Genomic DNA, 24,226 nt, shown 5'->3' with positions numbered 1-24,226 from the left:
GATTCGTATGCAAAAGTATTATTTTGACCATGCAGCTACAACGCCCATGCATCCGGATGTAGCCGCAGCGATGCTAGAGGTTATGTCCGGTCCGGCGAGCAATCCGTCCAGCATGCATGCCTTCGGGCGCGCAGCCAAACAGAAGGTGAACCAAGCGCGCGATCTGATCGCCGCGGCGCTTGGATGCAAGCCATCCGAGCTCATCTTCACCTCCGGCGGCACCGAAAGCGATAATGCGGCTATTATCGGCGCGGCAGCGGCGATGAAGAAAAAGGGCAAAACCCATATCATTACGGCGAGCAGCGAGCATCACGCCGTCCTGCATACTTGCGAAGCTTTGGCTGAAGCGGGTTACGAGGTGACTTACCTTCCGGTTGACGAGACCGGCCGGGTATCCATCGTTGACGTAGCCGCGGCGATCAAGCCCGAGACGGGGCTTATCACGATTATGCACGGCAACAATGAAGTCGGTACGTTGCAACCGATTGAAGAGATTGGCGAGCTCGCCCATGCCCATGGCGCGTTGTTCCACGTTGACGCCGTTCAATCCTTTGGCACGGCACTGTACCGGTTGTCGGAACTGCCGGTTGATCTGATGAGCTTTTCCGCGCACAAGATAAACGGCCCGCAAGGCGTAGGCGCTTTGTATTTGGCAAACGGTACGCCATTTGAGCCGATAGCACACGGTGGTTCGCAGGAGCGAAAGCGGAGAGCAGGGACAGAAAATGTCGCCGGCATTGCCGGTTTCGCTAAAGCTGTTGACATTTGTGTGAACAACCGCGAGCACAAGCAACTTTTCCTGGACAAGCTTCGTACGGAATGGGTAGACAAGCTGAAGGCGGCATTATCCGGAACGGTTGAGATTGCCATTAACGGGAATGCGGAGCATCGTCTTCCGAACATCGTAAATATCAGCTTTATCGGGATTGATACGGAGACGATGCTAATGAACCTCGACATGGAAGGCATTGCCGCGGCTAGCGGTTCTGCCTGCACGTCGGGATCGCTCGAAAGATCGCATGTGCTGAAGGCGATGAACTTGCCTGAGGAACGTTTGAATTCAGCTGTACGATTCAGCTTTGGTTTGGGGAATACTGTGGAGGAACTGGAAGACGCTGCACGCGCAATAGCGACAATCGTGGAGCGGATCCGTACCAATCAGTAGGAGGCGCAAACCACGCCATGATCAAACTCCAGCAATTAATCGGTCTTCCCGTACTTGTTATTCATTCCGGCAAGCATGTCGGCAACGTTAAAGACGCTTGGTTTGATGAACATTGGCGGTTGATCGGTCTAATTGTAGAAGGCGCAAAGTGGTTTGCGTCATCGGTCAAAACCGTTGAGTGGGCAGAAGTGTTAACCTGTGGCGAAGATGCCGTATTTATATCGAAGGAATCCGCGGTCAAATCGGTCAAACCGGCACAGATCGGAAGATCCTTTGATACCGGCGTCGTCAAATTGAGGGAGCTGCCCGTCATTACGGTACAAGGATTACAGCTCGGACGTGTATCCGATGTTTATTTTTACCCGTTTCAGGGTACACAAATAGTAGGCTATGAGCTTACGGATGGTTTTATATCGGATCTGATGGAAGGGCGCAAATGGCTGAAAGCCCCGGAAGATCCGGATGCCGTGCTGCTCGGGGAAGACGCGATTATCGTTCCTGCTGTCAGTGAAGCGGAATTGGAGCCTGTCGCAGCTTCCAATTCGATAAATAGGGAGAAATGAAAGATGATGAGATGTCCCAATTGCAATTCAAAGGATATTGGTAAAATCGGTTCCCATCAGTTCTACTGCTGGGGCTGCTTCATAGAGCTGACAGTCAACGGCGAGAAGATGTCGGTCTATCAAGTAGAAGAGGACGGAACGCTTAGTTCGCTCGACGATTTATTCTTTGAAGAGGAAATGCCGCAAATTCAAATCAATTAGCGGCTTCATAGATCAGGTGACGACTTCAGGACGGCTAATAGCCGTCCTTTTTGCATTTCTAAGCATTTCTAAGTTTCACCAAATAAATAAGGCTTAGAAATCACCGGAATGAAACGCGCCTCGCCGCCAAGGACGGCAAAACCGTTTCACCTTGATTTCTCAAAAACAAGAGAAACAAATCAAATGCAAATCAAAATATACATTTTACGTTGCGATAATACCTAAGAAACAGATGGGGTATAGGCTGTTAAGAGTGGTGAGTTTCCAAACTAGCAACCAAATACAAGTAAAATCAAATAAAAACAATTTATTAATATGGATTTAATACTGATTTTACATTTGAGAGCTATGCTATAGAAGTCTTAAGCGAATCAATTATAAAAAAGGTGGAGGAGAAAGAAATCATGAAAAAGTGGATGGGGACAGCTTTTACAACCGTACTTATCATCTCGGCGTTAACAGCATGCGGCGGCAACGGAAACAATGCAAATGTTGAGCAAGGGGCTAACGGCAATAAAACAGCTGCCAAAGGAAATTCGGAGATTACCGTTTACACCGCGCTTGAAGATGACCAGATCCAAACCTACTTAGAATCCTACAAAGCTGCATATCCAAATGTAAAAGTAAACATTGTCCGCGATTCAACCGGCGTTATTACAGCCAAGCTGCTAGCGGAAAAAGATAATCCGGTTGCCGATGTGGTATGGGGCACGGCTGCAACCAGCCTGTTGGTCCTCGACCAGAACAATATGCTGGAAGGTTATTCGCCAAAGGGCATCGAGAACATCCAACCAGAATTCAAGGACACGCAACAACCTGCGCATTGGGTTGGCATTGATGCATGGGAGACGGCAATCGCGGTAAATACGGCAGAGCTCGAGAAAAAAGGGCTGGAAGTGCCTAAATCCTACGCCGATCTGATCAAGCCGGAATACAAAGGCATGATCGTCATGCCAAATCCAGCATCTTCCGGTACGGGATTTCTGACCGTTAATGGTCTTCAGCAGTTGATGGGCGACAGCGAAGCGTGGAGCTATTTAGACAAGCTGGACCAAAACATTGCGGTGTATACGGAATCCGGATCCAAACCGGCGAAGATGGCAGGAACAGGCGAATACCCGATCGGCATTTCCTTCGGTTACCGCGCGATTCAAGAGAAAAAAGGCGGAGCTCCAGTAGAAGTCGTTTTCCCTTCGGAAGGTTCCGGCTGGGATGTTGAAGCTAACGCCCTGATGAAGAAAGACAATATTAAGCCCGAAGCAAAAGAATTCCTCGATTGGGCGATTTCCGATGAACCAATGAAAAAATACAACGAAAACTATGCGATTCTTGCGATGAAGACCGATTCCGCTGTAGTTCCTGAAGGTTATACGAAGGATCCGATCAGTCAGCTCATCAAGTTGGATTTGAATAAAGCTGCGGAAACCCGCGACGCAACGCTGTCCGAGTGGACGAAACGCTACGAGGCAAAAAGCGAGAAGCAATAAAGAATAATCCGAAGGGGGAATCGGTTCTATGCCACAGAGCTATTTATCAATAGAAGGCATCCGCAAGACATTCGGGTCGTTCACAGCACTTGAGCCTATACACATCGAGATTCCAAAGAATGAATTCGTATGCCTGCTTGGCCCAAGCGGCTGCGGCAAGACGACCTTGCTTCGGATGATTGCAGGACTCGAATCGCCGGATGGCGGACGTTTGTTGGTGGAAGGCAAGGACATTACTTCCTTGCCTCCCGCTAAACGCAATATTGGATTTATGTTTCAATCGTATGCTTTGTTCCCGAATTTAACGGTTGCTCAGAATGTTGCCTACGGACTGAAGGAGAAAAAACTGTCCAGGCAGCAAGTACAAAGCAAGGTAGAGGAAGTACTGAGTATGGTTGATCTGCTCTCCTACGCAACGAAATACCCTGCACAGCTGTCGGGCGGACAGCAGCAGCGGGTAGCCTTATCGCGCGCCATCGCTTTATCGCCTGATTTTTTGCTGCTGGATGAACCATTGTCTGCGCTGGATGCCAAGGTGAGAGAAAAGCTTCGCCTCGAAATTCGCAGATTGCATGAGCAGCTTGGCATGACAACGATCATGGTCACTCATGATCAAGAAGAAGCTCTGACGATGGCAGATACCGTCGTTGTTATGAATAATGCCAAGGTTATTCAATCCGGCGCGCCGGAGGATATCTACGAAAGGCCAAACAGCCGGTTTGTAGCGGATTTCATTGGCGCGGTCAATTTCCTTGAAGGCATGAACGGCGGGGAAGCTTTGGCGATTAGACCAGAGCATGTAAGACTAGGACTCGGCCAAGAGACGGGGAGCTATGAAGCCGTCATTGAAAGTCTTGAATTCCGAGGTTCCTTTTATCGGGTAACGATGCAGGTCCAAGGGCCGCTAAGCCAATATTTCCAGAGCGGAATAATGGCGGACCTAAACCGTGCCGTCGTGAAGCAATATCAACTTGAAAAAAACCGCCGAGTTTTTATCCAATTGCCGGAAGAGCATTTGATTCGCTTCGGCCCCAATCGCCGGGAGCGACTTGAGGTGGTTGGATGAGAATCGCGAAATGGAATACAGCATTTACTCTCAAACGGAGAACGGGCAGCTGGTTCGAGCGTATAGCGATGCTGCTGATGCTTGCGGGATTATGCGTGATGATTCTGCTTCCTTTGTTCTCTCTGTTCAGCAAGGCGGTTACGGATAAGTACGGGCAGTACAACGGATTAAGCAATTTTATCGATTATTTCTCCACGCCGGCTTTGCTTCATTCCTTGCAGCATACGGTGTACGTATCGCTTCTGACCGCAATCTTGTCTGTCGTATTGGGCTTTTTGTTCGCTTACGCCCTGACCCGTACGAACGTTCCGGGCAAAATGTTTTTTAAAACGGTATCGCTCCTGATGCTATTCGCGCCAACGATGATGCTCGGGATCGGGTTAACCTACTTGTTCGGAAACCAAGGATTAATTACAACGGGATTTTTTGAAGCTTTGCCTTTCCATTGGGACATCGATCTCTACGGTCCAACCGGCATCGTAATGGCTGAAGTGATGTACACCTTTCCGCAAGCATGTCTCATTCTGGTTGTTTCCTTAAGTTTTGCGGATTTCAACTTGTACGAGGCCGCAAAAACGATGGGAGCCGGCAAGGGACGAATATTTTTCACGATCACGTTGCCGAATATGAAATATGGCTTGATATCCTCCTTCTTCGTCAGCTTTACGCTCGCCTTCACGGATTTTGGCGCACCCCAGGTTGTAGGCGGCAGCTACAACGTCCTGGCAACGGAAATCTATAAGCAGGTGATTGGCCAGCAAAATATGGGGATGGGAGCGACGGTGGGAATTATCCTGACTCTCCCCGCGATCCTGGCTTTTATCGTGGACAGATTCGTAACTCGCAAGCAGCATGCGATAAGTTCAAGAGCGGTTCCGTACCGGATTACGCCGAGCCGAAAGAGAGACGGATTGTTTCTAACCTTCTGCATTCTGGCTTCCGGTATGATCCTGCTGTTAATCGGGACGGTATTTGCGGCATCGGTCATTAAGATATGGCCGTACAATCTCTCATTCTCATTGAAGCATTATGATTTCAGCAAAGTGGCGGGAGGCAGCTTGCAGCCGTTCTGGACCAGCTTGCGAATGTCCGCTTGGACGGCTCTAATCGGAACCGCAGCAACCTTTGTTGGCGCGTATTTAATTGAAAAAACAAAGTCGTTTCCCGTCCTTCGGCAAGCAGGTTACTTCTTATCTATTTTACCGTTGGCTCTTCCGGGCATCGTTCTCGGATTGTCATATATCTTCTTCTTTAACAAAGCAAGCAATCCGATGCATGGCATTTACGGCACCATCTGGATTCTGGTAATGGCGAATATTGCGCACTTCTACTCCGTCTCCTTCGTTACGGCAACAAGCGCCTTGAAGAAGCTGGACAAGGAAATCGAAACCGCCTCCGACTCTTTGGGCGTACCAAGGTACAAAACGCTGCTGCGGGTAACGATTCCGTTATGTTTGCCTGCTGTGCTCGAGATGGCGATGTACTTGTTCATCAACTCGATGGTCACCGTCTCGGCCGTCATGTTCCTGTACGCGGCGGATCTTAAACTAGCCTCCGTCTCGATCGTGAATATGGAGGACGCGGGAGACGTAGCGCCAGCAGCGGCTATGTCAACTCTAATAGTCATAACGAATATCGGGGTACGGCTTCTCTATGAAGCGGTCACTCATCAAATCAAGAAAAAAACACAAGCTTGGCAAACAAGACAACAATAAGGAGAGATGAATCATGATTAAAGCAGTCATGCTGGATTGGGCAGGCACCATGGTCGATTTCGGCTGCTTCGCACCGCTTAACGTATTTGTAGAGGTATTTGCCCGCAAAGGGGTACAGGTTACGGTTGAGGAAGCAAGGCAGCCTATGGGCATGCTGAAGCGGGATCATATCGCGGCTATGTGCCAAATGGAGCGAATTGCCGGTCTGTGGCAAGGTCTTTATGGGAACAAGCCAAGCGAGGACGATATCGATGCGTTGTACGCGGATTTTGAGCCTCTTCTGTTCAGCACGTTGAAGGATTATGCGACACCGGTACCAGGCGCGGTTGAGCTTGCGGGCAGATTGCGCAGCCAGGGAATCGCCATTGGTTCAACGACCGGTTATACGAGAGCCATGATGGACGTGGTATGCAAAGGCGCGAAGGAGCAAGGATATGAACCGGACAGTCTCGTAACGCCTGATGAAGCTGCCGCCGGCAGACCATACCCTTGGATGATTTACCGGAATGCCGAGATGCTTGGCGTGTATCCGATGCACCAGATTGTCAAAGCCGGCGACACCGTTAGCGACATGCTCGAAGGCGTAAACGCAGGCTGCTGGACGGTTGGCGTAATCTTAGGGAGCAGCGAGCTGGGAATGACGGAAGAGGAAGTGGCCGCATGCGAGGAAACGGAGCTTACTGCCCGCAAAGAAGCCGTTGCGGCAAGGCTTCAAGCTGCAGGTGCTCATTACGTGATTGACCGAATTGGAGATTTGGATCAAGTCATCGCGCTACTTAACGATCGATTGGAGAAAGGGGAACGTCCATGACTAGACCATACTTGCTGTTGACTCCAGGACCACTCACGACTTCTACAACGGTAAAAGAAGCGATGCTTCGCGACTGGTGCACTTGGGATAAGGATTATAACGGGCTGGTACAAAGCATCCGTACCCGTCTTGTCCATTTGGCAACCTCTTCGCCTGAACCCTATACGGCTGTTCTGATGCAGGGTAGCGGTACGTTTAGCGTTGAGTCGGTCATAGGCACGGTTGTTCCTAGGGACGGCAAGCTGCTTGTACTGACCAATGGCGCATACGGCAACCGGATTGCTCAAATGGCTGCTGTATACGGCATTACGACCTCGGTCCTAGACTTCGGCGAGACGGATTGCGTTACCGCTGGCGCTGTCGAAGAACGGCTGCAGGAAGAACCGGATATCACGCATGTCGCCATGGTGCATTGCGAGACGACTACAGGCATGTTGAACCCGTTAGCGGATGTATCAAAAGTGGTGAAACGCTACAACAAAATTTGTATTGTTGATGCGATGAGCAGCTTCGGCGGCATTCCTATTGACGTATCGGAGCTTGGCATCGATTTTCTCATCAGCAGCGCGAACAAATGCATTCAAGGCGTGCCCGGCTTTGGATTTGTCATCGCAAGAACAGAAGCGCTCCTTGCTTGCGAGGGGCAGGCACGCTCCTTATCGCTTGATTTGTACGATCAATGGCAGGTGATGGAAAAGGGTGGCGGCAAATGGCGCTTTACTTCTCCGACACATGTAGTCCGGGCTTTCGACCAGGCGCTAGTTGAACTGGAGGTTGAAGGCGGCATTCAGGCTCGTTATGAACGTTACAAAGCCAATCAGCATCTTCTCGCCGAAGGGATGGAGCAGCTTGGATTTTGCGCCTTATTGCCGAAGGAACTGCATTCGCCCATCATTACGTCCTTCTATTATCCTTTGAGCGAGTCCTTCACTTTCGAAGCATTATACGAGAAATTGAAAGCAGCCGGCTTCGTGATTTATCCCGGCAAGATCAGCACGGCCGACACGTTCAGAATCGGGAACATCGGCGAAATCTACAAAGCCGATATCGTGAAGTTATTGCAAGTTATTAATGACGAGCTGTTTTGGTAAGGTGCTTTTTTTTACCTTATACATCCAACCAATTCCACAAACTAACAACATGATAAGCCTATGCTTTCGATGTAAGTTTTGTGGAGCCGTGTTTTGTTTCGCAAACTTACTCGCCACAAAACTTTTTAAGCCTATGCTTTCGATGTAAGTTTTGTGGAGCTGTGTTTTGTTTCACAAACTTACTCGCCACAAAACTTTTAGGAGGCCATATCTATGAAAATTTTCTGTTTGGGCGGTGCCGGCAATATTTGCAGAGAGGCTGTTCTTGATCTTGTGCATTACTCCGATTTCGAGAAAATTACGATTGGCGACTTCAATGTGGAGGAAGGCCACAAGGTTGTCGCTTGGCTGAACGATCCACGCGTGGACTTCGTGCAAGTAAATGTGAAGGATCATGAGGATACGGTAGCTAAGATGCGCGGTTACGACATCGTTATGGACGGCACCACGATTACTTTGAACGGACTTTCCACAGCCGCGATTGCGGAAGCGGGCTGCCATGGCGTGAATTTGAACGGCTTTGGCGAAGAAGACCGCTCCCATGAGGTATTTCTGCGAAACAACCGTACCTGCTTGCCGGGCTTTGGCATGACGCCGGGCTTGACCCAGATGATGGCGATGCATGCGGCGAACCAGCTTGACGAAGTGGATGAGGTTCGCGTGAGCCATGGCTCTTACCGTCCTATTGCGTTCTCCAAATCGATAACGGAAACGACGACCTACGAATACGATCCGGAGCTTCCTGGACGCGTCGTCTATGAGAATGGCGAATTTATCCAAGTACCGCCATTTGCCCGGCCTCGGGACATTGCCTTGCCGGAACCTTACGGAACGGCCGTGCAATACATTATTCCGCATGCGGAGACTAAAACGCTGGCCAAAGCTTTAGCTTCCAAAAACGTAAAGCTGATTGAAGTACGCGGAACTTGGCCGCAGACTAATATGGCACTGGTCAAGTCGCTGTATGACTATGGTTTCTTCCGCAATGACCCAATCACCGTGAATGGTGCCGAAGTAGGTATTATGGACTGTATTTCTCAATATCTGTATAATTCCAAAGAAGGCAAGGAGACGGAATTATACGGCTATGCCCTGCATGTTGAAGTAACCGGAATGAAAGACGGCAAACACAAGAAGTTTACGTTAACGCATACCCACCCGGCCTCGGACGGATCGGTGGACGGTTGGGAGAAGCTACGCGCCTATACCCGCAATGTTGGCATTCCGCTAGCAGTTGCAGCTGAGCTTATTGCCAAGGGTCATGTGAAACAAGCGGGAATCGTGACGCCGGAAGAAGCTTTCACGAATCCCGGTCTTGTTTTTGAAGAGCTCGCCAGAAGGAATTTGTTCGTACACGAGGAACAAGTAGAGTTAGCTATCATTTAGAGATGGGATGAAGGGGGACACCCGCTATGTCGCTGGTAGGAGAAGAGCGGAAGAGAGAGATCTTAGACATTATTAATGATGCGGGAAAAGTCCAAACGAATGATCTTGTGAAACGATTTGGCGTTTCATCGGAGACGATTCGGCGTTACCTGGAAGAGCTGGAGTCGGAAAACCGGCTGAAACGCGTATATGGCGGAGCGGTCAAAATGACGCTGGTCTTCGAGGAGCTTTCCCATCTGAAACGCGAAGTATTAAGGGTAGACGAGAAAAAAAGGATCGGCAGGGCGGCAGCTGCCTTAGTCGAGGACTTTGATGTCATCGTCATAGACGACGGTTCGACAACCCTGCAAATGATTCCTTATCTTCTCTACAAGAAAAATTTAACGATTATTACCAATTCTATTTCCGGCCTCAACATGATTCTGGATTATCAGAACAAAGAGATGTTCTCGGGCGACGTGTTTTTTATCGGAGGGAAAATCGACTCCAGACATTATCGGATTTCCGGTTCATTGGCGGAAAAGTTCATGGATAATTTCTACGTCAATAAAGCGTTCTTGTCCATTGACGGCATTTCGCTGGAGCAGGGGATAACCAACTTCGATGCGAATCGCGCCTTGCTCGTGCAAAAGATGATGCAAAAAAGCGAACAAAGCATCGTTCTGACCGACAGTACGAAATTTGGCGTAAACCGTATGTATAAAATTGCGGATCTGGGAACTGTCCATACGGTCGTTAGCGAAGAAGCGTCCCCTGAACACTGGGCAGAGATTCTAGAGAAACATCAGGTGAACTGGATCGTAGCCGAATAGACGCAAAACTAGGCATTCATGGATGAAATGGACCGCTTGTACATATACTGAAGCAGATTGCTTTGCGGTGATGATACAAGCGGGGGTGAAGACGGTGGAACGGTTGATGAAGAGCCGTCTGTTCGTATGGCTGGTTTATTTGATTTTGGGGCTGCTTGCTCTTTATCTTCTGCTGCTCGTCAAGCCGATTTTTGTCCATCTGTATGTCTTTCTGCGATCTATTCTAGCACCGTTTATTATCGCCATGATTGTATCTTATGTGCTTAATCCGGTCGTTACGCTGCTGCATGAGCGGAAGGTGCCGAGGACCGTTGCGGTTCTGCTCATCTATGCGGTGTTTTGCGCGACGCTTGCCGTCATTCTGGTCAACGTGATTCCGATGTTCAAAGAACAGATGGACCAGCTGAACCGCCATGTTCCCGATCTGACGTATCGCGCGGAAAGTTTGGTAACCGATCTGAACAATACTTCATTCCTGCCGGACAGCATACGGGAAGGAATGAACAAGTCGATTTATCAAATGGAGAAAAAACTGTCGGACACCGTAACCCATTTCATTAATAATATCGGTTCGGTAGTTAATGCGGTATTTATTGCGTTTATCATCCCGTTCCTGGCGTTTTATATCTTGAAGGATTTCGATCTGTTCGAGCGGACCGTAATCACGTACGTACCGAAGTCGCATCGCAAAAATACCGTGCGGCTACTGAAGGACATTGACGCTGCGCTTGGCAGCTATATAAGGGGACAATTTATCGTCTGCATTATCGTTGGCATTCTCGCTTATATCGGCTATCTGATCATCGGGCTTCCGTATCCGCTGCTGCTTGCGAGCATTGTTTCGATTACGAATATAATACCGTACCTGGGGCCTTTCTTCGGCGCAGCTCCGGCGATATTGGTAGCTTCCACCGTCTCGTTCAAAATGATGTTGTTTGTCGCGATCGTCAATATGGCCTGCCAGGTGCTGGAGGGCAATGTCGTATCGCCGCAAGTCGTTGGGCGCACGCTTCATATACATCCCTTGGCTATTATCTTCGCTCTTCTTGTCGGCGGAGAAATCGCGGGCATAGTCGGGATGATTCTAGCCGTACCGATCTTTGCCGCGCTGAAAGTGATCGTGCAGCATATCTTTTCGTATTACGTCAGGCGAAAGACCATTTGACAGACGCGAATTTGGCCGATATACTTTAGACAGTTGCAGCAACTATCAAATGTAAAGCGTTGATGGAAGGAAGTAAGCCATAGCCCGTCAATCAGAGAGAGAGCTTCTTCGCCTTATGGCGTCGGCTGTAAGAGCTCTTGGGACGAAGAATGGCCGAAAGCTACTTTCGGAGTGTGAACGAACTTCACCGGGAGGACCCGTTATCGTCCGTTTGAGGAGATTGCTATCATGACGCCTAAGGCGTTCCGGCAATAACCAGGGTGGTACCGCGATGAATTCGTCCCTGTCTTATGACAGGGGCTTTTTTATGTTTTAAAACCGGTTTAAAAACCATGTTTAAGACACTTTTTAAAAATCAGAGCTTTTGCACGGAGAGAAAATTCGAAGCTTTTGGAGCGGTAGCGTCCGCCTTTGTTTTTGAGTTTCAACCTTGTACATTTTGTTCAGGAAATTCAAAAACAACAGCGGCCAAAGGCTCGAAATTTCTCATAGTGCATACAGCTCGAAGTTAAACGGAGGCGTAAAACAATGAAAGCAAGTGAAATCAGGTCCAAATGGCTTTCCTTCTTCGAAAGCAAAGGACACCATATCGAACCAAGCGCATCCCTCGTCCCGCATAACGATCCGTCGTTGCTCTGGATCAATGCAGGCATGGCGCCGCTTAAACCTTATTTCGACGGACGCGTCATCCCTGACAATCCGCGCATTACCAATTCGCAGAAATGCATTCGCACCAACGACATCGAGAACGTAGGCAAAACACGCCGTCACCATACGTTTTTCGAAATGCTCGGCAACTTCTCCATCGGCGACTACTTCAAGGAAGAAGTCATCACTTGGGCATGGGAGTTCCTGACTGGCAAAGAATGGATTGGATTTGATCCTGACCGCCTCTCGGTTACGGTGTATCCGGAGGATGAAGAAGCGTACAAATTCTGGAACGAGAAAATCGGTCTTCCGGCTGAACGCATCTACAAGCTGGACGAGAACTTCTGGGATATCGGCGAAGGCCCTTGCGGACCTTGTACCGAAATTTTCTATGACCGCGGCGACAAATACGGCGATCTGAACGATCCGGAATGCTGGCCGGGCGGCGAGAACGAACGTTTCCTCGAAGTGTGGAACCTCGTATTCTCCCAGTTCAACCATAACAAGGACGGCAGCTATACGCCGCTTCCGAACAAAAACATCGATACGGGCGCGGGTCTCGAGCGTTTTGCTTCGATTCTGCAGGACGTGGATTCGAACTTCGATACCGACCTGTTTGTTCCAATCATTGAACGCACATGCGAAATCGCAGGCGTGAAATATCATGTGAACGCTGAACATGACGTTGCTCTGAAAGTGATCGCGGACCACATCCGTACGGTTGCTTTCGCGGTAGGCGACGGCGTTATGCCATCGAACGAAGGCCGCGGCTACATTATCCGCCGCTTGCTCCGCCGTGCCGTTCGTTACGGCAAAACAATCGGCATCGACCGTCCGTTCCTGCATGAACTGACTTCGGTTGTTGGCGAGATTATGGGCGTCTACTATCCGGAGGTTGTCGAGAAACGCGAGTTTATCGAGCGCGTCATCCGCACGGAAGAAGAACGTTTCCACGAAACATTGTCCGACGGTCTTGTGATGTTGTCCGAACTTGTTGAGACTGCGCGCAAATCCGGTACAACCGAAATCGGTGGCGAAGACGCATTCCGTCTCTACGACACGTACGGCTTCCCGTTTGACCTGACGGAAGATTTTGCGGCAGAGAACAACATGACCGTTGACCGCGAAGGATTTGACGCGGCGATGGAAGCGCAACGCGAACGCGCTCGTGCCGCACGCCAAGATACAGGCGGCATGAATGTGCAAGGCGGCCCGCTAGCCGACTTTACGGTTAAAAGTGAATTTGTTGGCTATAATGAACTGGTAACAGAAGCCCAAATTACCGCTATAGTCCATGAAGACTCGCTGGTAGATCTCGCAGGCGAAGGCAACCGCGTGCTTGTGCTGCTTGACCGTACTCCTTTCTATGCGGAAAGCGGCGGTCAAATCGGCGACAAAGGTACCCTTGTCGGCAACGGCTTTACGCTGCAGGTTGAAGATGTAACCAAAGCGCCGCATGGCCAAAGCGTGCATCATGCCATCGTTACATCCGGTACCGCGCGTGCAGGGGAGAAAGTAGAAGCTGTCGTGATTCGTTCGGTTCGCGAGGATGTCATCAAGAACCATACGGCAACCCACTTGCTTCACAAAGCACTGAAAGAAGTGCTCGGCGACCATGTCAATCAGGCAGGCTCGCTCGTACAGGCGGACCGTCTGCGTTTCGACTTCTCGCATTTCGGCAGCATCACGCCGGAAGAGTTAACGGAAATCGAGCGCAAAGTAAACGAGCAAATCTGGGTTGGAACTCCTGTTCATATTGAGAGCAAACCGATTGCGGAAGCAAAAGCCATGGGCGCTATGGCACTGTTCGGCGAGAAGTACGGCGACATCGTGCGCGTCGTGCAAGTTGGCACCTACAGCGTTGAGCTGTGCGGCGGTTGCCACGTGGCGAACACGTCCCAGATCGGCATGTTCAAGCTGGTAAGCGAGAGCGGCATCGGTTCAGGCGTACGCCGGATCGAAGCGGTCACAGGACGCCATGCATACAGCTACATGGAAGGCCAGCTTGATATTCTGAAGCAGGCATCGGCGCTTCTCAAATCGAATAACAACGATGTTCCGAAACGGATTGAAGCATTGTTCGCCCAAGCGAAAGAGCTTGGCCGCGAGAACGAATCGCTGCAAGCGAAGCTGAGCCGCATTGAAGCGGGCTCCCTTGAGCAAAACGCGAAAACCATTGGCGACGTTACGGTTCTTAGCGCGAAGGTCAGCGCTCCAACGATGGACGCTCTCCGCGGCATTGCCGACGAGCTGAAAGCGAAGCTGCCATCGGCTATTATCATCCTTGGCGCCGTACAAGAGGACAAAGTGAGCCTTGTTGCTGCGGTGTCGGCTGATCTGGTGAAGAAAGGCTTCCATGCCGGCAAAATCGTCAAAGAAGCGGCTGCGCATTGCGGCGGCAGCGGCGGCGGACGCCCGGATATGGCACAAGCCGGCGGCAAAGACGCTTCCAAGCTGGACGAAGCTTTGAAACTTGCCGAAGAACTGGTTCTTAACCAATCAAATGTGATATGATAGCAGTGTAAATGTAATAAACTAGTTAATAAATGCGGTTGGAAAGCGAGGTGCAGGCGATGAATTCCATGGACAACACGATGAAGTTTGATGTGAAGGCGGAAGGTGAATCTTCCTCACAAGACATTTTGCTTACGGTGCATGAGGCGCTTCTGGAGAAAGAGTATAATCCGATCAATCAGATTGTTGGGTATTTGCTGTCCGGAGATCCCGCCTACATTCCACGGCATAACAACGCCAGAAGCTTGATTCGCAAAAAAGAACGTGATGAACTCATTGAAGAGCTTGTCCGGTTTTATTTGAACAACAAGAAATAAGAGTAGGAGCCGGATATGAGGACAATGGGGTTGGATTACGGTGACCGCAACATCGGAGTTGCGGTCAGCGATGCGTTCGGCTGGACCGCGCAGGGACTGGAAACGGTTCATAAGCGCAGGGACGGCGGCGAGGTGGATCGGATTGCCGAGCTGGTGAAAGAGCATGAAGTAACAGAAATCGTCGTGGGACTTCCGAAGAACATGAACAATACGATTGGTCCCCGCGGCGAGATTAGTATGGCATTCGCAGAGCAGCTTCAGCAAACATTAAACTTGCCTGTTCACCTTTGGGATGAACGGCTGACAACGGTCTCCGCCGAGCGGACCCTGCTCGAGGCGGATGTTAGCCGGAAGAAGCGAAAGCTAGTAATAGACAAAATGGCGGCAACGCTTATTTTGCAAAATTATCTCGATTCTAAAACGAAAAGGTGAGGGTTGCGATGACAAAGGATGACCTGCAGTTCGAAGAACCGGAAATTATTTATATTCCGGATGAAGACGGCAACGAAGAAGAGTTCGAAGTCATCATGAAGTTTGAAGTGGATGGCTCTGATTCGAAATATATGATGGTAGTTCCTCTTGCAAGCGAGAATGACGAGGAAGATGAAGTATACGCTTTCCGTTATGAAGAAGAAGGCGACGACCTGAAGCTGTATACCATTGAAGACGAAGAAGAGTGGAACATGGTTGAAGAAACCTTCAACACGCTTCTCGGCGAGATGGAGGATAATTAATGTCCGATAAAGAGCGCATTGTTCCGGTACCGCAAGAGCGGCTTCGGGAAGCGTTCGGGGATGTAATCGAGCTGGTCTCCGAGCATGGCAGTCTCGACAAGTTCGAGATCAAAGCGGAGTTTCAGCTTGGCCCGTACGTTTATGCCGCTCTTCAGTCGCCTGTCATGAAGAAAGAGCAGGAGGTAGAGCTGTTCCGCGTCCTATTGACCGATAATGGCGAACCTCAGCTTGAAACGATTGAAGACGATGATGAGTGGGAGCTTGCAGCGGAAGCTTATGATGATCTGCTGTTCGCAAACGACGAAATGCCTTAATTGCATATGCAGTGAGAAAAGAGCGGCTTCCACCGCTCTTTTTCTCAGGTCTTTTAAGGAAAATTTTGTCTAAATTTGAATGAAAATGATGAAAAAAGATCAATTCATTTTAGGAGGAACTTCAGGTTGGCGCAATCAAGACAGCAGCATTCAAAATCAGGGCCTTCCGCAGGCCGAATTGCGATGTGGGTTGTATTATCGCTTCTGGCTCTTCTGATCATTGGAGCAGGGAGTGTCTTTTTGTACGTCTGGAACGGTTTAAAGCCAACGGCAGCGGGCGAGCCCGTCAGAATAGAGATTGCCAAAGGCGCATCTGCTTTTGAAGTGTCCGATACGTTGGAAGAGCACGGCATTATCAAGAACTCCTTTTTGTTCAAATATTATTTGAAAGCCAAAAAAGAAGGATCGCAATTCCAGGCGGGAGTATACGATCTGAACCCCGGCATGACGAACGACGCGATTATCGCCAAGCTTAACAGCGGAGACACCGTTGCGGAAGCAATGATCCGATTCACCATTCCGGAAGGGTATACCGTGCTTCAGATTGCTGACAAGCTGTCGGAGGAAAAGCTGGTGGACCGTGACAAGTTTCTAGCTCTTGTTGATTCTGCTCCGGGCTGGGAAGGCGCGGAAGCTGTCAAATCGATACCCGCTGACGATAAGTTGCACCACCGTCTGGAAGGATATTTATTCCCGGAAACCTATGAATTGAAGAAAGGGAGTACGGAAGAAGATATTCTGAAGCGGATGATGGCCGAGCTGGATACGAAGCTGAACACGTTGCCTGAAGGCTGGACGGATATTCTCGCCGAGCGGAAGTTGACGTTGCATCAGCTGCTTACGATTGCTTCTTTAATCGAGCGCGAGGTTGTTGCCGATGAAGAACGGCCAATTGTCGCAGGCGTGATTTATAACCGTCTTGCAGAGGGAATGCCTTTGCAAATCGATGCAACCGTTCAATACGCTCTTGATAAGCCGAAGGAACGCTTATTCGAGAAAGATTTGCAGATTGATAGCCCGTACAATACGTACAAAATCGACGGATTGCCGCCTGGGCCGATCGCAAGCCCAAGCCTTGCTTCAATCGAAGCGGCGTTAAATCCGCAGAAGAATGACTATTTCTACTATGTCACGAAGAAAGACGGTACGCAGACGCATTTGTTTGCAAAAACCTACAAAGAGCATCTGAAAAATATCGAAATCAGTAACGAAACGGCCGCGAAACAAGGCGAATAAAGACTAAGAGGGAGGACGGATGTCCTTCCTTTTTTATTGATTGGGAAAAAATAGTTGAAGAATCGACTAATCAATTGACAATTTCCGACCGATATAAAATAATAGGACTGTACCTACCAGAATAGGGTAATAGAACTAGACTGACCCATGTGACTAATTACATAACGATAAAGAGGCGGTGCCTTCCATGAAAAACACGGACAAACCTAAAAAAAGCAAAGAGAAACCGCAGAAATTGAAAGCGCAATCAAAGGCGCAGGCGGTTACCGCCCAATCAACGAAGCAAGTAACGCAAACCTTCACTTCCATTTTCTCGAATCCGTTCAAGTCCGTAGGCACGAAGTTATTCCTGATAATCTTCGTCAGCATCATTGCCTGCGTATTGGTTGTAGGTCAAATGGCCTACTCAAAAGCGAAAAACATCGTTGAAGATAAAGTATCGAGCGCCAGCTTTGAGACGATTGTCCAAGCATCGGCCAACCTAGATATCGTTCTGAAAACCTATGAGGACCTGACGATGCAGATTTTGCTCGATAAGGAATTCCATGCGCTTGTGACTAAGCTTGAGGACAGCACCGAAGCCTTTGATCTATTCGAAGCGGAAAAAGATATGGGCGACCGTTTGCAAAACGCGGTCATGAGCAACAAGACGATTATTGGCGCTTATTTATTGCCGTTAGACGACAAGCTCCCTATTATTACATACGGAGCGGCATCGATCGCTGTAGCCCCTGAACTGATGAAAGAAGGATGGTTCGAACAAACCAAAACCTCCAAAGGCGGCGTGAACTGGATTGAGACGCAACCGACGGGCTTTGGCACAACGGACAAAGTGGCATCCATCGGACTTAGCAGACTGATGAATAATACGACAACCAACGCTGCTTCTTACATGCTGTTGCTAGAACTGAACGTGGCGGATATCCGCGAGCAATATGAAGATGTTTCGCTAGGCGAAGGCAGCAAAATCTCTCTCGTAGACAGCAATAATAAATATATTGCGGCTCAAGATGAGAGTCTGATCGGCAAAGGCAATATCGTGAAGCTGAACATTGATCCGGAGGGGTCTCTGAAGGAGAAAGCGTCGGATGGCCAAGAAGTGTTGTCCGTATTCAAGACGCTTGATACCGTAGATTGGAAACTTGTCGGTACGATTCCGGTCGATCAACTCGTCAAAGATGCAGGCGTCATTAATAAAATGACTTGGATTATTGCCCTTGTTGCGATGTTTATCGCGATTGCAATCGGTATGTTGGTGATTCGCACGATTGCGATGCCGCTCATGCAAATCCGCAATTTGATGAACGAAGGAGAGCGCGGCAATCTGACCGTCCGCTCGAACATGAAGAAACGCCAGGATGAAATCGGTCAGCTTGGCGACAGCTTTAACAAGATGATGATTCAAATTACGGCGCTGGCCAAACAAACGACCCAATCGGCAGATGATGTGTTGTCAACCGCGGGTGAATTGACGGATGTTTCGAAGAAAACCGCTATTTCGGCAAGAGAAATATCCGTCGCGACGGAAGAGATTGCAAGCGGGGCATCAAGCCTAGCCGTTGAGGCGGAAAGAGGCAGCGACCTGACGGGCAATATCAATGTTCAAATGAAGACGGTTATGGAAGCTACCGGTCATATGGTGGAATCAGCAGGCGAAGTAGAGAAAGCCAGCCAGCAAGGCACGGCGTACATGAATCTTCTTATTCAGAAGACGGGGATGACGGAAGAAATGACCCGTTCGATGGTTGAGAAGGTAGACAGCTTGAAGATGAGCACGGGTTCTATTGTTAAGATTCTGGATGTGCTGAATAACTTGACGAAGCAGACGAATATTTTGTCTCTGAACGCTACGATTGAAGCTGCGCGTGCAGGTACAGCCGGCAAAGGGTTTATGGTGGTAGCCGACGAAATCCGGAAACTTGCGGATCAATCCCGTCAATCCATTGACGTGGTGGGACAGATTACGGCAACGATTATGACGCAAATCGAGGAGACCGTAACCGTGTTATCGGATGCATACCCGTTGTTCCAGGAGCAGATTGGCTCGGTAAAAGAGGCGAATCAAATTTTCCTGACGGTTCAAAATCAGATGGGACAATTCGTGCAAAAGCTAGACTCCGTTACGAACTCCATCAATATGCTGGATCAATCGCAGGTCGTATTGACGGAAGCGATGGGCAATGTAAGCGCCGTTGCCCAGCAATCCTCCGCAACTTCGGAAGAAGTGGCGTCCCTCAGCACGGAACAGCTTAGCATCAGCAACGGATTGGTTAATCTGTCCGAGAAGCTGGATGCGGTATCTCGCGGTCTGAAGGAATCGTTGTCTCGCTTCAAAATGGACTAATGATCCTAACGAACCGTTCAAACGGACGAAAGATCCGTTTGAACGGTTTTTTTGTGCTTCAGTAAGGTGATAATGTAGCTAGGATTGGAGGCTCCTTACATGAAGAGACGAATTGTTGTTATGGGCTTATTATTTCTATTATTAATGACCGGCGTTATCGCGAGATTGGCTTGGCTGCAGTTGACGCCCGGTTATGGACATAAGAATACCGCTGCTATGAGCCGAAGCAACTGGAAGCGGATGTCGGTTATGCAACGCGAGCGGAATCTCGTGCTTGATTCGGGCAGGGGGGATTTTGTAGACCGGTACAATAATCCGATCACGGGAGAGACCTATTATACGCTTGCTCTTTTCCCTGTGAACAAGAATTACGAAGATGCCGAGAAGGAGAGGGATTGGCATCAAGCCGTAAGGCAGCTAGCCAAGCTGTTGAGTGTAACCGAAGAGCAGCTGATCGGCTGGTGGGGAGAGCTGCGCGAGCCGTCCTTTTGGCATAAAGGGAAGGACAAGCTCCCCTATCGATTATCTGAGCGGCAACTTGGGGAACTGACCAAACTCCATTTGAACGGCGTCCGGGCATTGCCTTACCGGAACCGTTATTTAACGGCATTTGCCGCCAAGCAGGCGGTTGGGTATATCAGTCAACATCCGGAGCATTTGGAGCTTGCTTATGCGAAGGAATTGGAGTCGGGCAAACGGAAGAAAGATGAGCTGATTGGGGGCTCCGGGCTTGAAAAATCGTTGGATGATCTGCTGCACGGCGCCGGGGCCACCTCGGTTTCCTATTTCACGGACGGACAAGAAAGGCCTCTGCTAGGTTTGAATTACCGGGTGACGGGACCGGGTAATCCCTATTATCCGTTGCAGGTTCAGACAACGCTTGATTTGGAGCTTCAAAACAAGATTGAAGCTTACGTCGACAGCAAGCCGCTTCAGGAAGGAGCGGTTGTTGTCTTGGATGCCCATAACGGAGATATTCTGGCGATGATCTCCAGGCCGCAAATGAAGCCGCTGCAGCTCGATAACGAGAAGGAATGGGCCAATCATGCGATACAGGCTGCGGTTCCGGGTTCTATCTTTAAGCTGGTGACGGAAGCGGCTGCGCTGGAGGCGGGAGTCACCAATGAGAAGGAACGGTTCACCTGTAACGGGGAATACGGCAAATACGGTTTGTCCTGCTGGAAGGAAGGCGGACATGGCAACCTGACGCTGCAGGAAGGGCTAGCTCAATCTTGCAATATTGTATTCGCAACGATTGCCGAGCGGTTAAGCGCAGAACAGCTGCAACGTACGGCAACCGCTCTCGGAATTGGCAAGCCGGCCGGCTGGCATTCGGAACGGTCCTTTGGGCCGTTCCATCATCCGCTCCGGCTGCTTGGAGAGGAGGAAGCCGGGCGATTATTCCCGGCGTTGGCAAGTATTAAGACGGATGGGGGAGTCATGGCCCAATCCGCCATTGGGCAGCGCGATGTATTGATGACGCCGCTGCAGGCGGCGAATCTGGTAGTTACGCTGCTGAACCATGGGCGCGTAATGGAGCCGCGCCTCGTCCGCGAGATCCGCTATGCCAACGGCCAGCGGATGGTGTCGCTGCCCGCGAAGAGCGCTCCAGCGGATGGAGGCCGGATTCGTCCGGCCACCGCGCGCAAGCTGCTTCGCGGCATGGAGGCGGTCGTCGACCACGGAACGGGTCGGTCGATCCGCCATGGGCATTGGGCGGTAGCCGGCAAATCCGGCACCGCCGAAATAACAAAGGCCGGAGCGCCTCGCGTGAACCAATGGTTCACGGGATACGGTCCGGCTAAGAAGCCTCGCTATGCAGTTGCCGTACTGGCGGAGAATCGACCGCCGGGAAGCGGCAACCAAGCGACGGAGCTGTTTCGCGGCGTGATGGATATTCTCGCCTTATACGCCCGTTGACGGTTGATTGTGGTCGGATTCCTCGGCGGCGGCCGGAAACGGGTTTACGTCAAACTCGCCATGCGGCGTACGGATCCAGCGATGGAAGAAGCCTTGCTCATACAGCGCTTTGATCAGAATGATGATGATTGGCGACAGGATTACGCCGGCTACTCCAAACAAGTGCAGGGAGATAATCATGCAACTCAGCATCGTAAAGGCGGATACGCCAAGCGTGTCGCCCGTGATTTTGGGCTCGACGATATGACGCGTCACAACTACGACGACCAGTAGGACAGACAGCCAGACAGCAAGCGACGTTTGACCAACAAGGAACAAATAGATGATCCAAGGGATAAACAACGTGCTTACGCCAAGCAGTGGAAGCACGTCAAATATTCCGGCCGTGAGCGAGATCGCGAATGCATTTTCTACCCGTAACACAAGCAATGCGGCGAAAATAACGAGGAATGTGATGCTCATCATTTTGGCCTGGGCTTTTACGTAAGCTCCAATCCCTTTAAACACATTCTCGCGCAGGAAGAAGAAGGCTTTCTTGAACGTGTTTGGCGTCTTGTTGTTGGCTGTTATTTTCCAAACCTTAATTTCAATGCTTAGGAAGTACGCCAGGATGATCCCGATGACGAAATTGAATACAAATGTAGAGAAGGAAGAAATATATCCAAGGAGGCCGGTGAAAATAATGTTGGCCAGCTTCGGCAAATATTCCGTCGCTCCGTTAACGTATTCGGTAATTTTGTCGACCCATTCCGGAGGCAACGCTTGAAGCTTCTGCTGGAACAGACTCGAGTCATCCTGTACCTGTTCCTTGAACATTTCTTGATATTGCGGCAATTTCACCTTGATAAAGTCTGTTCCTTGGCTCGTAATGATATAGGCTAGTCCAGAAAAAATACCTAAAATGATGAGCGAGAACACAAGGACTGAAATACCGGACGCAATTGATTTTTTAATGCCGATTTTGTTCAGTTGTTTGGCGAGAGGCTCGATAAACAAATAGATCACAAAAGCGAAAAAGATCGGGGTTGCGATTTTGTACAAATAGCTGAAGGCGAACATAACCAGGTAGACCGTAAGAGCAATAAGCGCTATGTCGAATGCGGTACGCCAATATTTTTTGTAAAACGGAAGCATCCATTAAACTCCTCTCGTTTATGGGAATAAAATCCCTGTTGTGATTGTACTATAATTTTTAAAACGATGCCTATAATTAATGCTCATATGGTACAATTAAAGGTATCGTGTTTATAACTTTCATAAACGGTGGGGAATACAAAATGTTACAACTGCTGCTTTGGGCATTCTACTTCTTGTCCTTGTATGCTTTTATTCCTGCGCTAATAAGCCGTGTATTCGGGTTTCGAGTATTCAAGAGAGGCCGTGTCGCAAGCGAGATCGCACTTACCTTCGATGACGGTCCGGACCCCGAGTATACGCCGCAGCTATTGGATCTGCTTGCCCGTTATCAAGCGAAAGCTACATTTTTTGTTGTAGGCTCGCATGCGGAGAAACATCCTGAATTGCTGCGGAGAATGCAGGACGAAGGTCATGTTATTGGCATTCATAATTATGTTCATAAGACCAACTGGTTTATGAGGCCTAAGACGGTTAGAAATCAAATCGAACTTACCTCAGACGTTATACGGGAGGCAACCGGAATCCGTTCCGCTTTTTATCGGCCCCCTTGGGGAATCATTAATATGTTCGATATTGCCAAGCGGGACAGATTGCAAATTATTTTGTGGTCGGCGATTTTTGGCGATTGGAACGCAAAGCTTGGTGCCGAGCGTTTGAAGCAGAAAATGATGCAAAAAATGCGGCCCGGCGAAGTGTTGCTCCTTCATGATTGCGGCCGTACGCCAGGCGCGGATCCAACCGCACCGGCAAATATGCTGATTGCGCTCGAAGCGTATTTGGAAGAAGCGACAAAACGAGGTTTTCGTTTTGTCGGCATAGCGGAGATGATTAAATTGACAGAGAAAACGCCAAAACGGTCGATAGCCAAAAAGGCGATGGTTGGAGCATGGCTTCTATACGAAAAAGCATTTCATGTTGTGTTCCGTCTTAAACATGTCGAGGGGGAACATACTCCTTTCCATTACCGGGTCATTAAATACCACGGGAATTCGATCAAGCTTGCGGATAACGGGGATTTGAAAAGCGGAGACAAAATTGTAGAGCTGCATTTCGACAACAAGATGTTGTCTACGATTGCCTTGCAGTCATCATCGCCTTTAGCGACGGGAATCCGTCTGCTGCGCGAGATGGATCAAGCCCTGCCGGCATTGGCAAGAACGCTGGCGGATGATCCGGAGGTAGCTGGCGTGCGTGCCTTATACGGGGTGACGATGATTCACCGCGGTGCCGACCGGTTAGGGTTCCAGGTAGAGCCGCTGCCTGACGGATTGTTTGCCCGCTCAACGCGTATTTACTTAAAAGTTCTAACGAGCGTACTAACTCCAAAGCAGCGTAATGCGAGAGGAAAAGCAAAACGCGACTCGATTCTCCCGCATATGTTATTGATGCCGATTGAACAAATTCTCTCGTTCGCGGCAAACGGCGTTCACGTCTCTTCCAATAAGTCGTCCGCTAAGTTGCATCAGGAAGTAGCAGCTGCCAAATCAGCTCCTTCCCTAGAGACCCCGGATGCTGGCGAATTAGACAGCAATCCATCCATTGTATAGAGAAACAACGCCGATCGTCCATTTGGATGATCGGCGTTTTTTGTGTTTGTATT

Annotated in this window: 21 protein-coding genes; 20 read left to right on the top strand and 1 reads right to left on the bottom strand. The window is 49.6% G+C overall.

Features of this window, described 5'->3' with window-relative positions:
* The first annotated feature begins 7 nt into the window (after window positions 1-7).
* The 19 genes from QQK89_RS19100 (at window position 8) to QQK89_RS19010 (ending at window position 21,489) form a co-directional block, all read left to right on the top strand.
* A complete protein-coding gene (locus QQK89_RS19100; protein WP_284240251.1) occupies window positions 8-1,165 on the top strand; it encodes a cysteine desulfurase family protein in 1,158 nt (385 codons plus the stop codon).
* A gap of 17 nt (window positions 1,166-1,182) precedes the next feature.
* The gene (locus tag QQK89_RS19095; RefSeq protein ID WP_284240250.1) at window positions 1,183-1,728 is read left to right on the top strand and encodes a PRC-barrel domain-containing protein; all 546 of its coding nucleotides are present in this window, start codon (window positions 1,183-1,185) and stop codon (window positions 1,726-1,728) included.
* A 3-nt stretch (window positions 1,729-1,731) separates the two neighbouring features.
* A complete protein-coding gene (locus tag QQK89_RS19090) occupies window positions 1,732-1,929 on the top strand; it encodes a hypothetical protein (RefSeq protein ID WP_015845916.1) in 198 nt (65 codons plus the stop codon).
* 404 nt (window positions 1,930-2,333) lie between these two features.
* Window positions 2,334-3,416 (top strand): putative 2-aminoethylphosphonate ABC transporter substrate-binding protein, encoded by a 1,083-nt coding sequence (locus QQK89_RS19085; RefSeq protein WP_284240249.1) that lies wholly within the window; start codon window positions 2,334-2,336, stop codon window positions 3,414-3,416.
* Between the two features lie 28 nt (window positions 3,417-3,444).
* Entirely contained in the window at window positions 3,445-4,482 is a 1,038-nt protein-coding gene (locus QQK89_RS19080) for an ABC transporter ATP-binding protein (protein WP_284240248.1), read from the top strand.
* Complete coding sequence (locus QQK89_RS19075; RefSeq protein WP_284240247.1) at window positions 4,479-6,197, top strand: putative 2-aminoethylphosphonate ABC transporter permease subunit; 1,719 nt, start codon at window positions 4,479-4,481, stop codon at window positions 6,195-6,197. The genes QQK89_RS19080 and QQK89_RS19075 overlap by 4 nt, the downstream gene beginning before the upstream one ends.
* A 13-nt stretch (window positions 6,198-6,210) precedes the next feature.
* A complete protein-coding gene (gene phnX / locus QQK89_RS19070; protein ID WP_284240246.1) occupies window positions 6,211-7,008 on the top strand; it encodes a phosphonoacetaldehyde hydrolase in 798 nt (265 codons plus the stop codon).
* Complete coding sequence (gene phnW, locus QQK89_RS19065) at window positions 7,005-8,099, top strand: 2-aminoethylphosphonate--pyruvate transaminase (protein WP_284240245.1); 1,095 nt, start codon at window positions 7,005-7,007, stop codon at window positions 8,097-8,099. Before phnX ends, phnW begins: the two co-directional genes overlap by 4 nt.
* 213 nt (window positions 8,100-8,312) lie before the next feature.
* Window positions 8,313-9,485 carry a saccharopine dehydrogenase family protein gene (locus QQK89_RS19060; protein ID WP_284240244.1) on the top strand — a complete coding sequence of 391 codons (1,173 nt, stop codon included), beginning with the start codon at window positions 8,313-8,315 and terminating at the stop codon, window positions 9,483-9,485.
* A 26-nt stretch (window positions 9,486-9,511) separates the two neighbouring features.
* Window positions 9,512-10,297: a DeoR/GlpR family DNA-binding transcription regulator gene (locus QQK89_RS19055; RefSeq protein WP_284240243.1), complete on the top strand. Its 786-nt coding sequence runs from the start codon at window positions 9,512-9,514 to the stop codon at window positions 10,295-10,297.
* A 94-nt stretch (window positions 10,298-10,391) separates the two neighbouring features.
* Window positions 10,392-11,462: an AI-2E family transporter gene (locus tag QQK89_RS19050; RefSeq protein WP_284240452.1), complete on the top strand. Its 1,071-nt coding sequence runs from the start codon at window positions 10,392-10,394 to the stop codon at window positions 11,460-11,462.
* Window positions 11,463-11,990: 528 nt separating this feature from the next.
* Window positions 11,991-14,624 (top strand): alanine--tRNA ligase, encoded by a 2,634-nt coding sequence (gene alaS, locus QQK89_RS19045; protein WP_284240242.1) that lies wholly within the window; start codon window positions 11,991-11,993, stop codon window positions 14,622-14,624.
* A gap of 59 nt (window positions 14,625-14,683) precedes the next feature.
* Complete coding sequence (locus QQK89_RS19040; RefSeq protein ID WP_091186345.1) at window positions 14,684-14,941, top strand: IreB family regulatory phosphoprotein; 258 nt, start codon at window positions 14,684-14,686, stop codon at window positions 14,939-14,941.
* 15 nt (window positions 14,942-14,956) lie between these two features.
* Entirely contained in the window at window positions 14,957-15,373 is a 417-nt protein-coding gene (gene ruvX, locus QQK89_RS19035; protein WP_284240241.1) for a Holliday junction resolvase RuvX, read from the top strand.
* Window positions 15,374-15,381: 8 nt separating this feature from the next.
* Window positions 15,382-15,675 (top strand): DUF1292 domain-containing protein, encoded by a 294-nt coding sequence (locus tag QQK89_RS19030; RefSeq protein WP_167280116.1) that lies wholly within the window; start codon window positions 15,382-15,384, stop codon window positions 15,673-15,675.
* The gene (locus QQK89_RS19025; RefSeq protein WP_284240240.1) at window positions 15,675-15,989 is read left to right on the top strand and encodes a DUF1292 domain-containing protein; all 315 of its coding nucleotides are present in this window, start codon (window positions 15,675-15,677) and stop codon (window positions 15,987-15,989) included. The genes QQK89_RS19030 and QQK89_RS19025 overlap by 1 nt, the downstream gene beginning before the upstream one ends.
* 183 nt (window positions 15,990-16,172) lie before the next feature.
* Entirely contained in the window at window positions 16,173-17,225 is a 1,053-nt protein-coding gene (mltG, locus tag QQK89_RS19020; RefSeq protein ID WP_284240451.1) for an endolytic transglycosylase MltG, read from the top strand.
* A gap of 187 nt (window positions 17,226-17,412) precedes the next feature.
* Entirely contained in the window at window positions 17,413-19,569 is a 2,157-nt protein-coding gene (locus QQK89_RS19015; protein WP_284240239.1) for a methyl-accepting chemotaxis protein, read from the top strand.
* A gap of 99 nt (window positions 19,570-19,668) precedes the next feature.
* A complete protein-coding gene (locus QQK89_RS19010; RefSeq protein ID WP_284240237.1) occupies window positions 19,669-21,489 on the top strand; it encodes a peptidoglycan D,D-transpeptidase FtsI family protein in 1,821 nt (606 codons plus the stop codon).
* Here QQK89_RS19010 and QQK89_RS19005 read toward each other — a convergent pair.
* A complete protein-coding gene (locus QQK89_RS19005; protein WP_284240236.1) occupies window positions 21,475-22,623 on the bottom strand; it encodes an AI-2E family transporter in 1,149 nt (382 codons plus the stop codon). The genes QQK89_RS19010 and QQK89_RS19005 overlap by 15 nt on opposite strands.
* Window positions 22,624-22,766: 143 nt before the next feature.
* Between QQK89_RS19005 and QQK89_RS19000 the strand changes: the two genes are divergently transcribed.
* The gene (locus QQK89_RS19000; RefSeq protein ID WP_284240235.1) at window positions 22,767-24,173 is read left to right on the top strand and encodes a YkoP family protein; all 1,407 of its coding nucleotides are present in this window, start codon (window positions 22,767-22,769) and stop codon (window positions 24,171-24,173) included.
* Window positions 24,174-24,226 lie beyond the last annotated feature (53 nt).

Origin of the sequence: Paenibacillus glycanilyticus (genome assembly GCF_030161375.1) — a bacterium.
Taxonomy (GTDB): domain Bacteria; phylum Bacillota; class Bacilli; order Paenibacillales; family Paenibacillaceae; genus Pristimantibacillus; species Pristimantibacillus glycanilyticus_B.
Note: the sequence above shows the minus strand (reverse complement) of the source record. Positions and strands in the feature narration are given on the sequence as shown.

What these genes read in the sequence shown, in the direction of transcription:
- QQK89_RS19100 (WP_284240251.1), top strand. Translation starts at nt 8, where the DNA reads ATGCAAAAGTATTATTTTGACCATGCAGCTACAACGCCCATGCATCCG.
- QQK89_RS19095 (WP_284240250.1), top strand. Translation starts at nt 1,183, where the DNA reads ATGATCAAACTCCAGCAATTAATCGGTCTTCCCGTACTTGTTATTCAT.
- QQK89_RS19090 (WP_015845916.1), top strand. Translation starts at nt 1,732, where the DNA reads ATGATGAGATGTCCCAATTGCAATTCAAAGGATATTGGTAAAATCGGT.
- QQK89_RS19085 (WP_284240249.1), top strand. Translation starts at nt 2,334, where the DNA reads ATGAAAAAGTGGATGGGGACAGCTTTTACAACCGTACTTATCATCTCG.
- QQK89_RS19080 (WP_284240248.1), top strand. Translation starts at nt 3,445, where the DNA reads ATGCCACAGAGCTATTTATCAATAGAAGGCATCCGCAAGACATTCGGG.
- QQK89_RS19075 (WP_284240247.1), top strand. Translation starts at nt 4,479, where the DNA reads ATGAGAATCGCGAAATGGAATACAGCATTTACTCTCAAACGGAGAACG.
- phnX (WP_284240246.1), top strand. Translation starts at nt 6,211, where the DNA reads ATGATTAAAGCAGTCATGCTGGATTGGGCAGGCACCATGGTCGATTTC.
- phnW (WP_284240245.1), top strand. Translation starts at nt 7,005, where the DNA reads ATGACTAGACCATACTTGCTGTTGACTCCAGGACCACTCACGACTTCT.
- QQK89_RS19060 (WP_284240244.1), top strand. Translation starts at nt 8,313, where the DNA reads ATGAAAATTTTCTGTTTGGGCGGTGCCGGCAATATTTGCAGAGAGGCT.
- QQK89_RS19055 (WP_284240243.1), top strand. Translation starts at nt 9,512, where the DNA reads ATGTCGCTGGTAGGAGAAGAGCGGAAGAGAGAGATCTTAGACATTATT.
- alaS (WP_284240242.1), top strand. Translation starts at nt 11,991, where the DNA reads ATGAAAGCAAGTGAAATCAGGTCCAAATGGCTTTCCTTCTTCGAAAGC.
- QQK89_RS19040 (WP_091186345.1), top strand. Translation starts at nt 14,684, where the DNA reads ATGAATTCCATGGACAACACGATGAAGTTTGATGTGAAGGCGGAAGGT.
- ruvX (WP_284240241.1), top strand. Translation starts at nt 14,957, where the DNA reads ATGAGGACAATGGGGTTGGATTACGGTGACCGCAACATCGGAGTTGCG.
- QQK89_RS19030 (WP_167280116.1), top strand. Translation starts at nt 15,382, where the DNA reads ATGACAAAGGATGACCTGCAGTTCGAAGAACCGGAAATTATTTATATT.
- QQK89_RS19025 (WP_284240240.1), top strand. Translation starts at nt 15,675, where the DNA reads ATGTCCGATAAAGAGCGCATTGTTCCGGTACCGCAAGAGCGGCTTCGG.
- mltG (WP_284240451.1), top strand. Translation starts at nt 16,173, where the DNA reads ATGTGGGTTGTATTATCGCTTCTGGCTCTTCTGATCATTGGAGCAGGG.
- QQK89_RS19015 (WP_284240239.1), top strand. Translation starts at nt 17,413, where the DNA reads ATGAAAAACACGGACAAACCTAAAAAAAGCAAAGAGAAACCGCAGAAA.
- QQK89_RS19010 (WP_284240237.1), top strand. Translation starts at nt 19,669, where the DNA reads ATGAAGAGACGAATTGTTGTTATGGGCTTATTATTTCTATTATTAATG.
- QQK89_RS19005 (WP_284240236.1), bottom strand. Translation starts at nt 22,623, where the DNA reads ATGCTTCCGTTTTACAAAAAATATTGGCGTACCGCATTCGACATAGCG.
- QQK89_RS19000 (WP_284240235.1), top strand. Translation starts at nt 22,767, where the DNA reads ATGTTACAACTGCTGCTTTGGGCATTCTACTTCTTGTCCTTGTATGCT.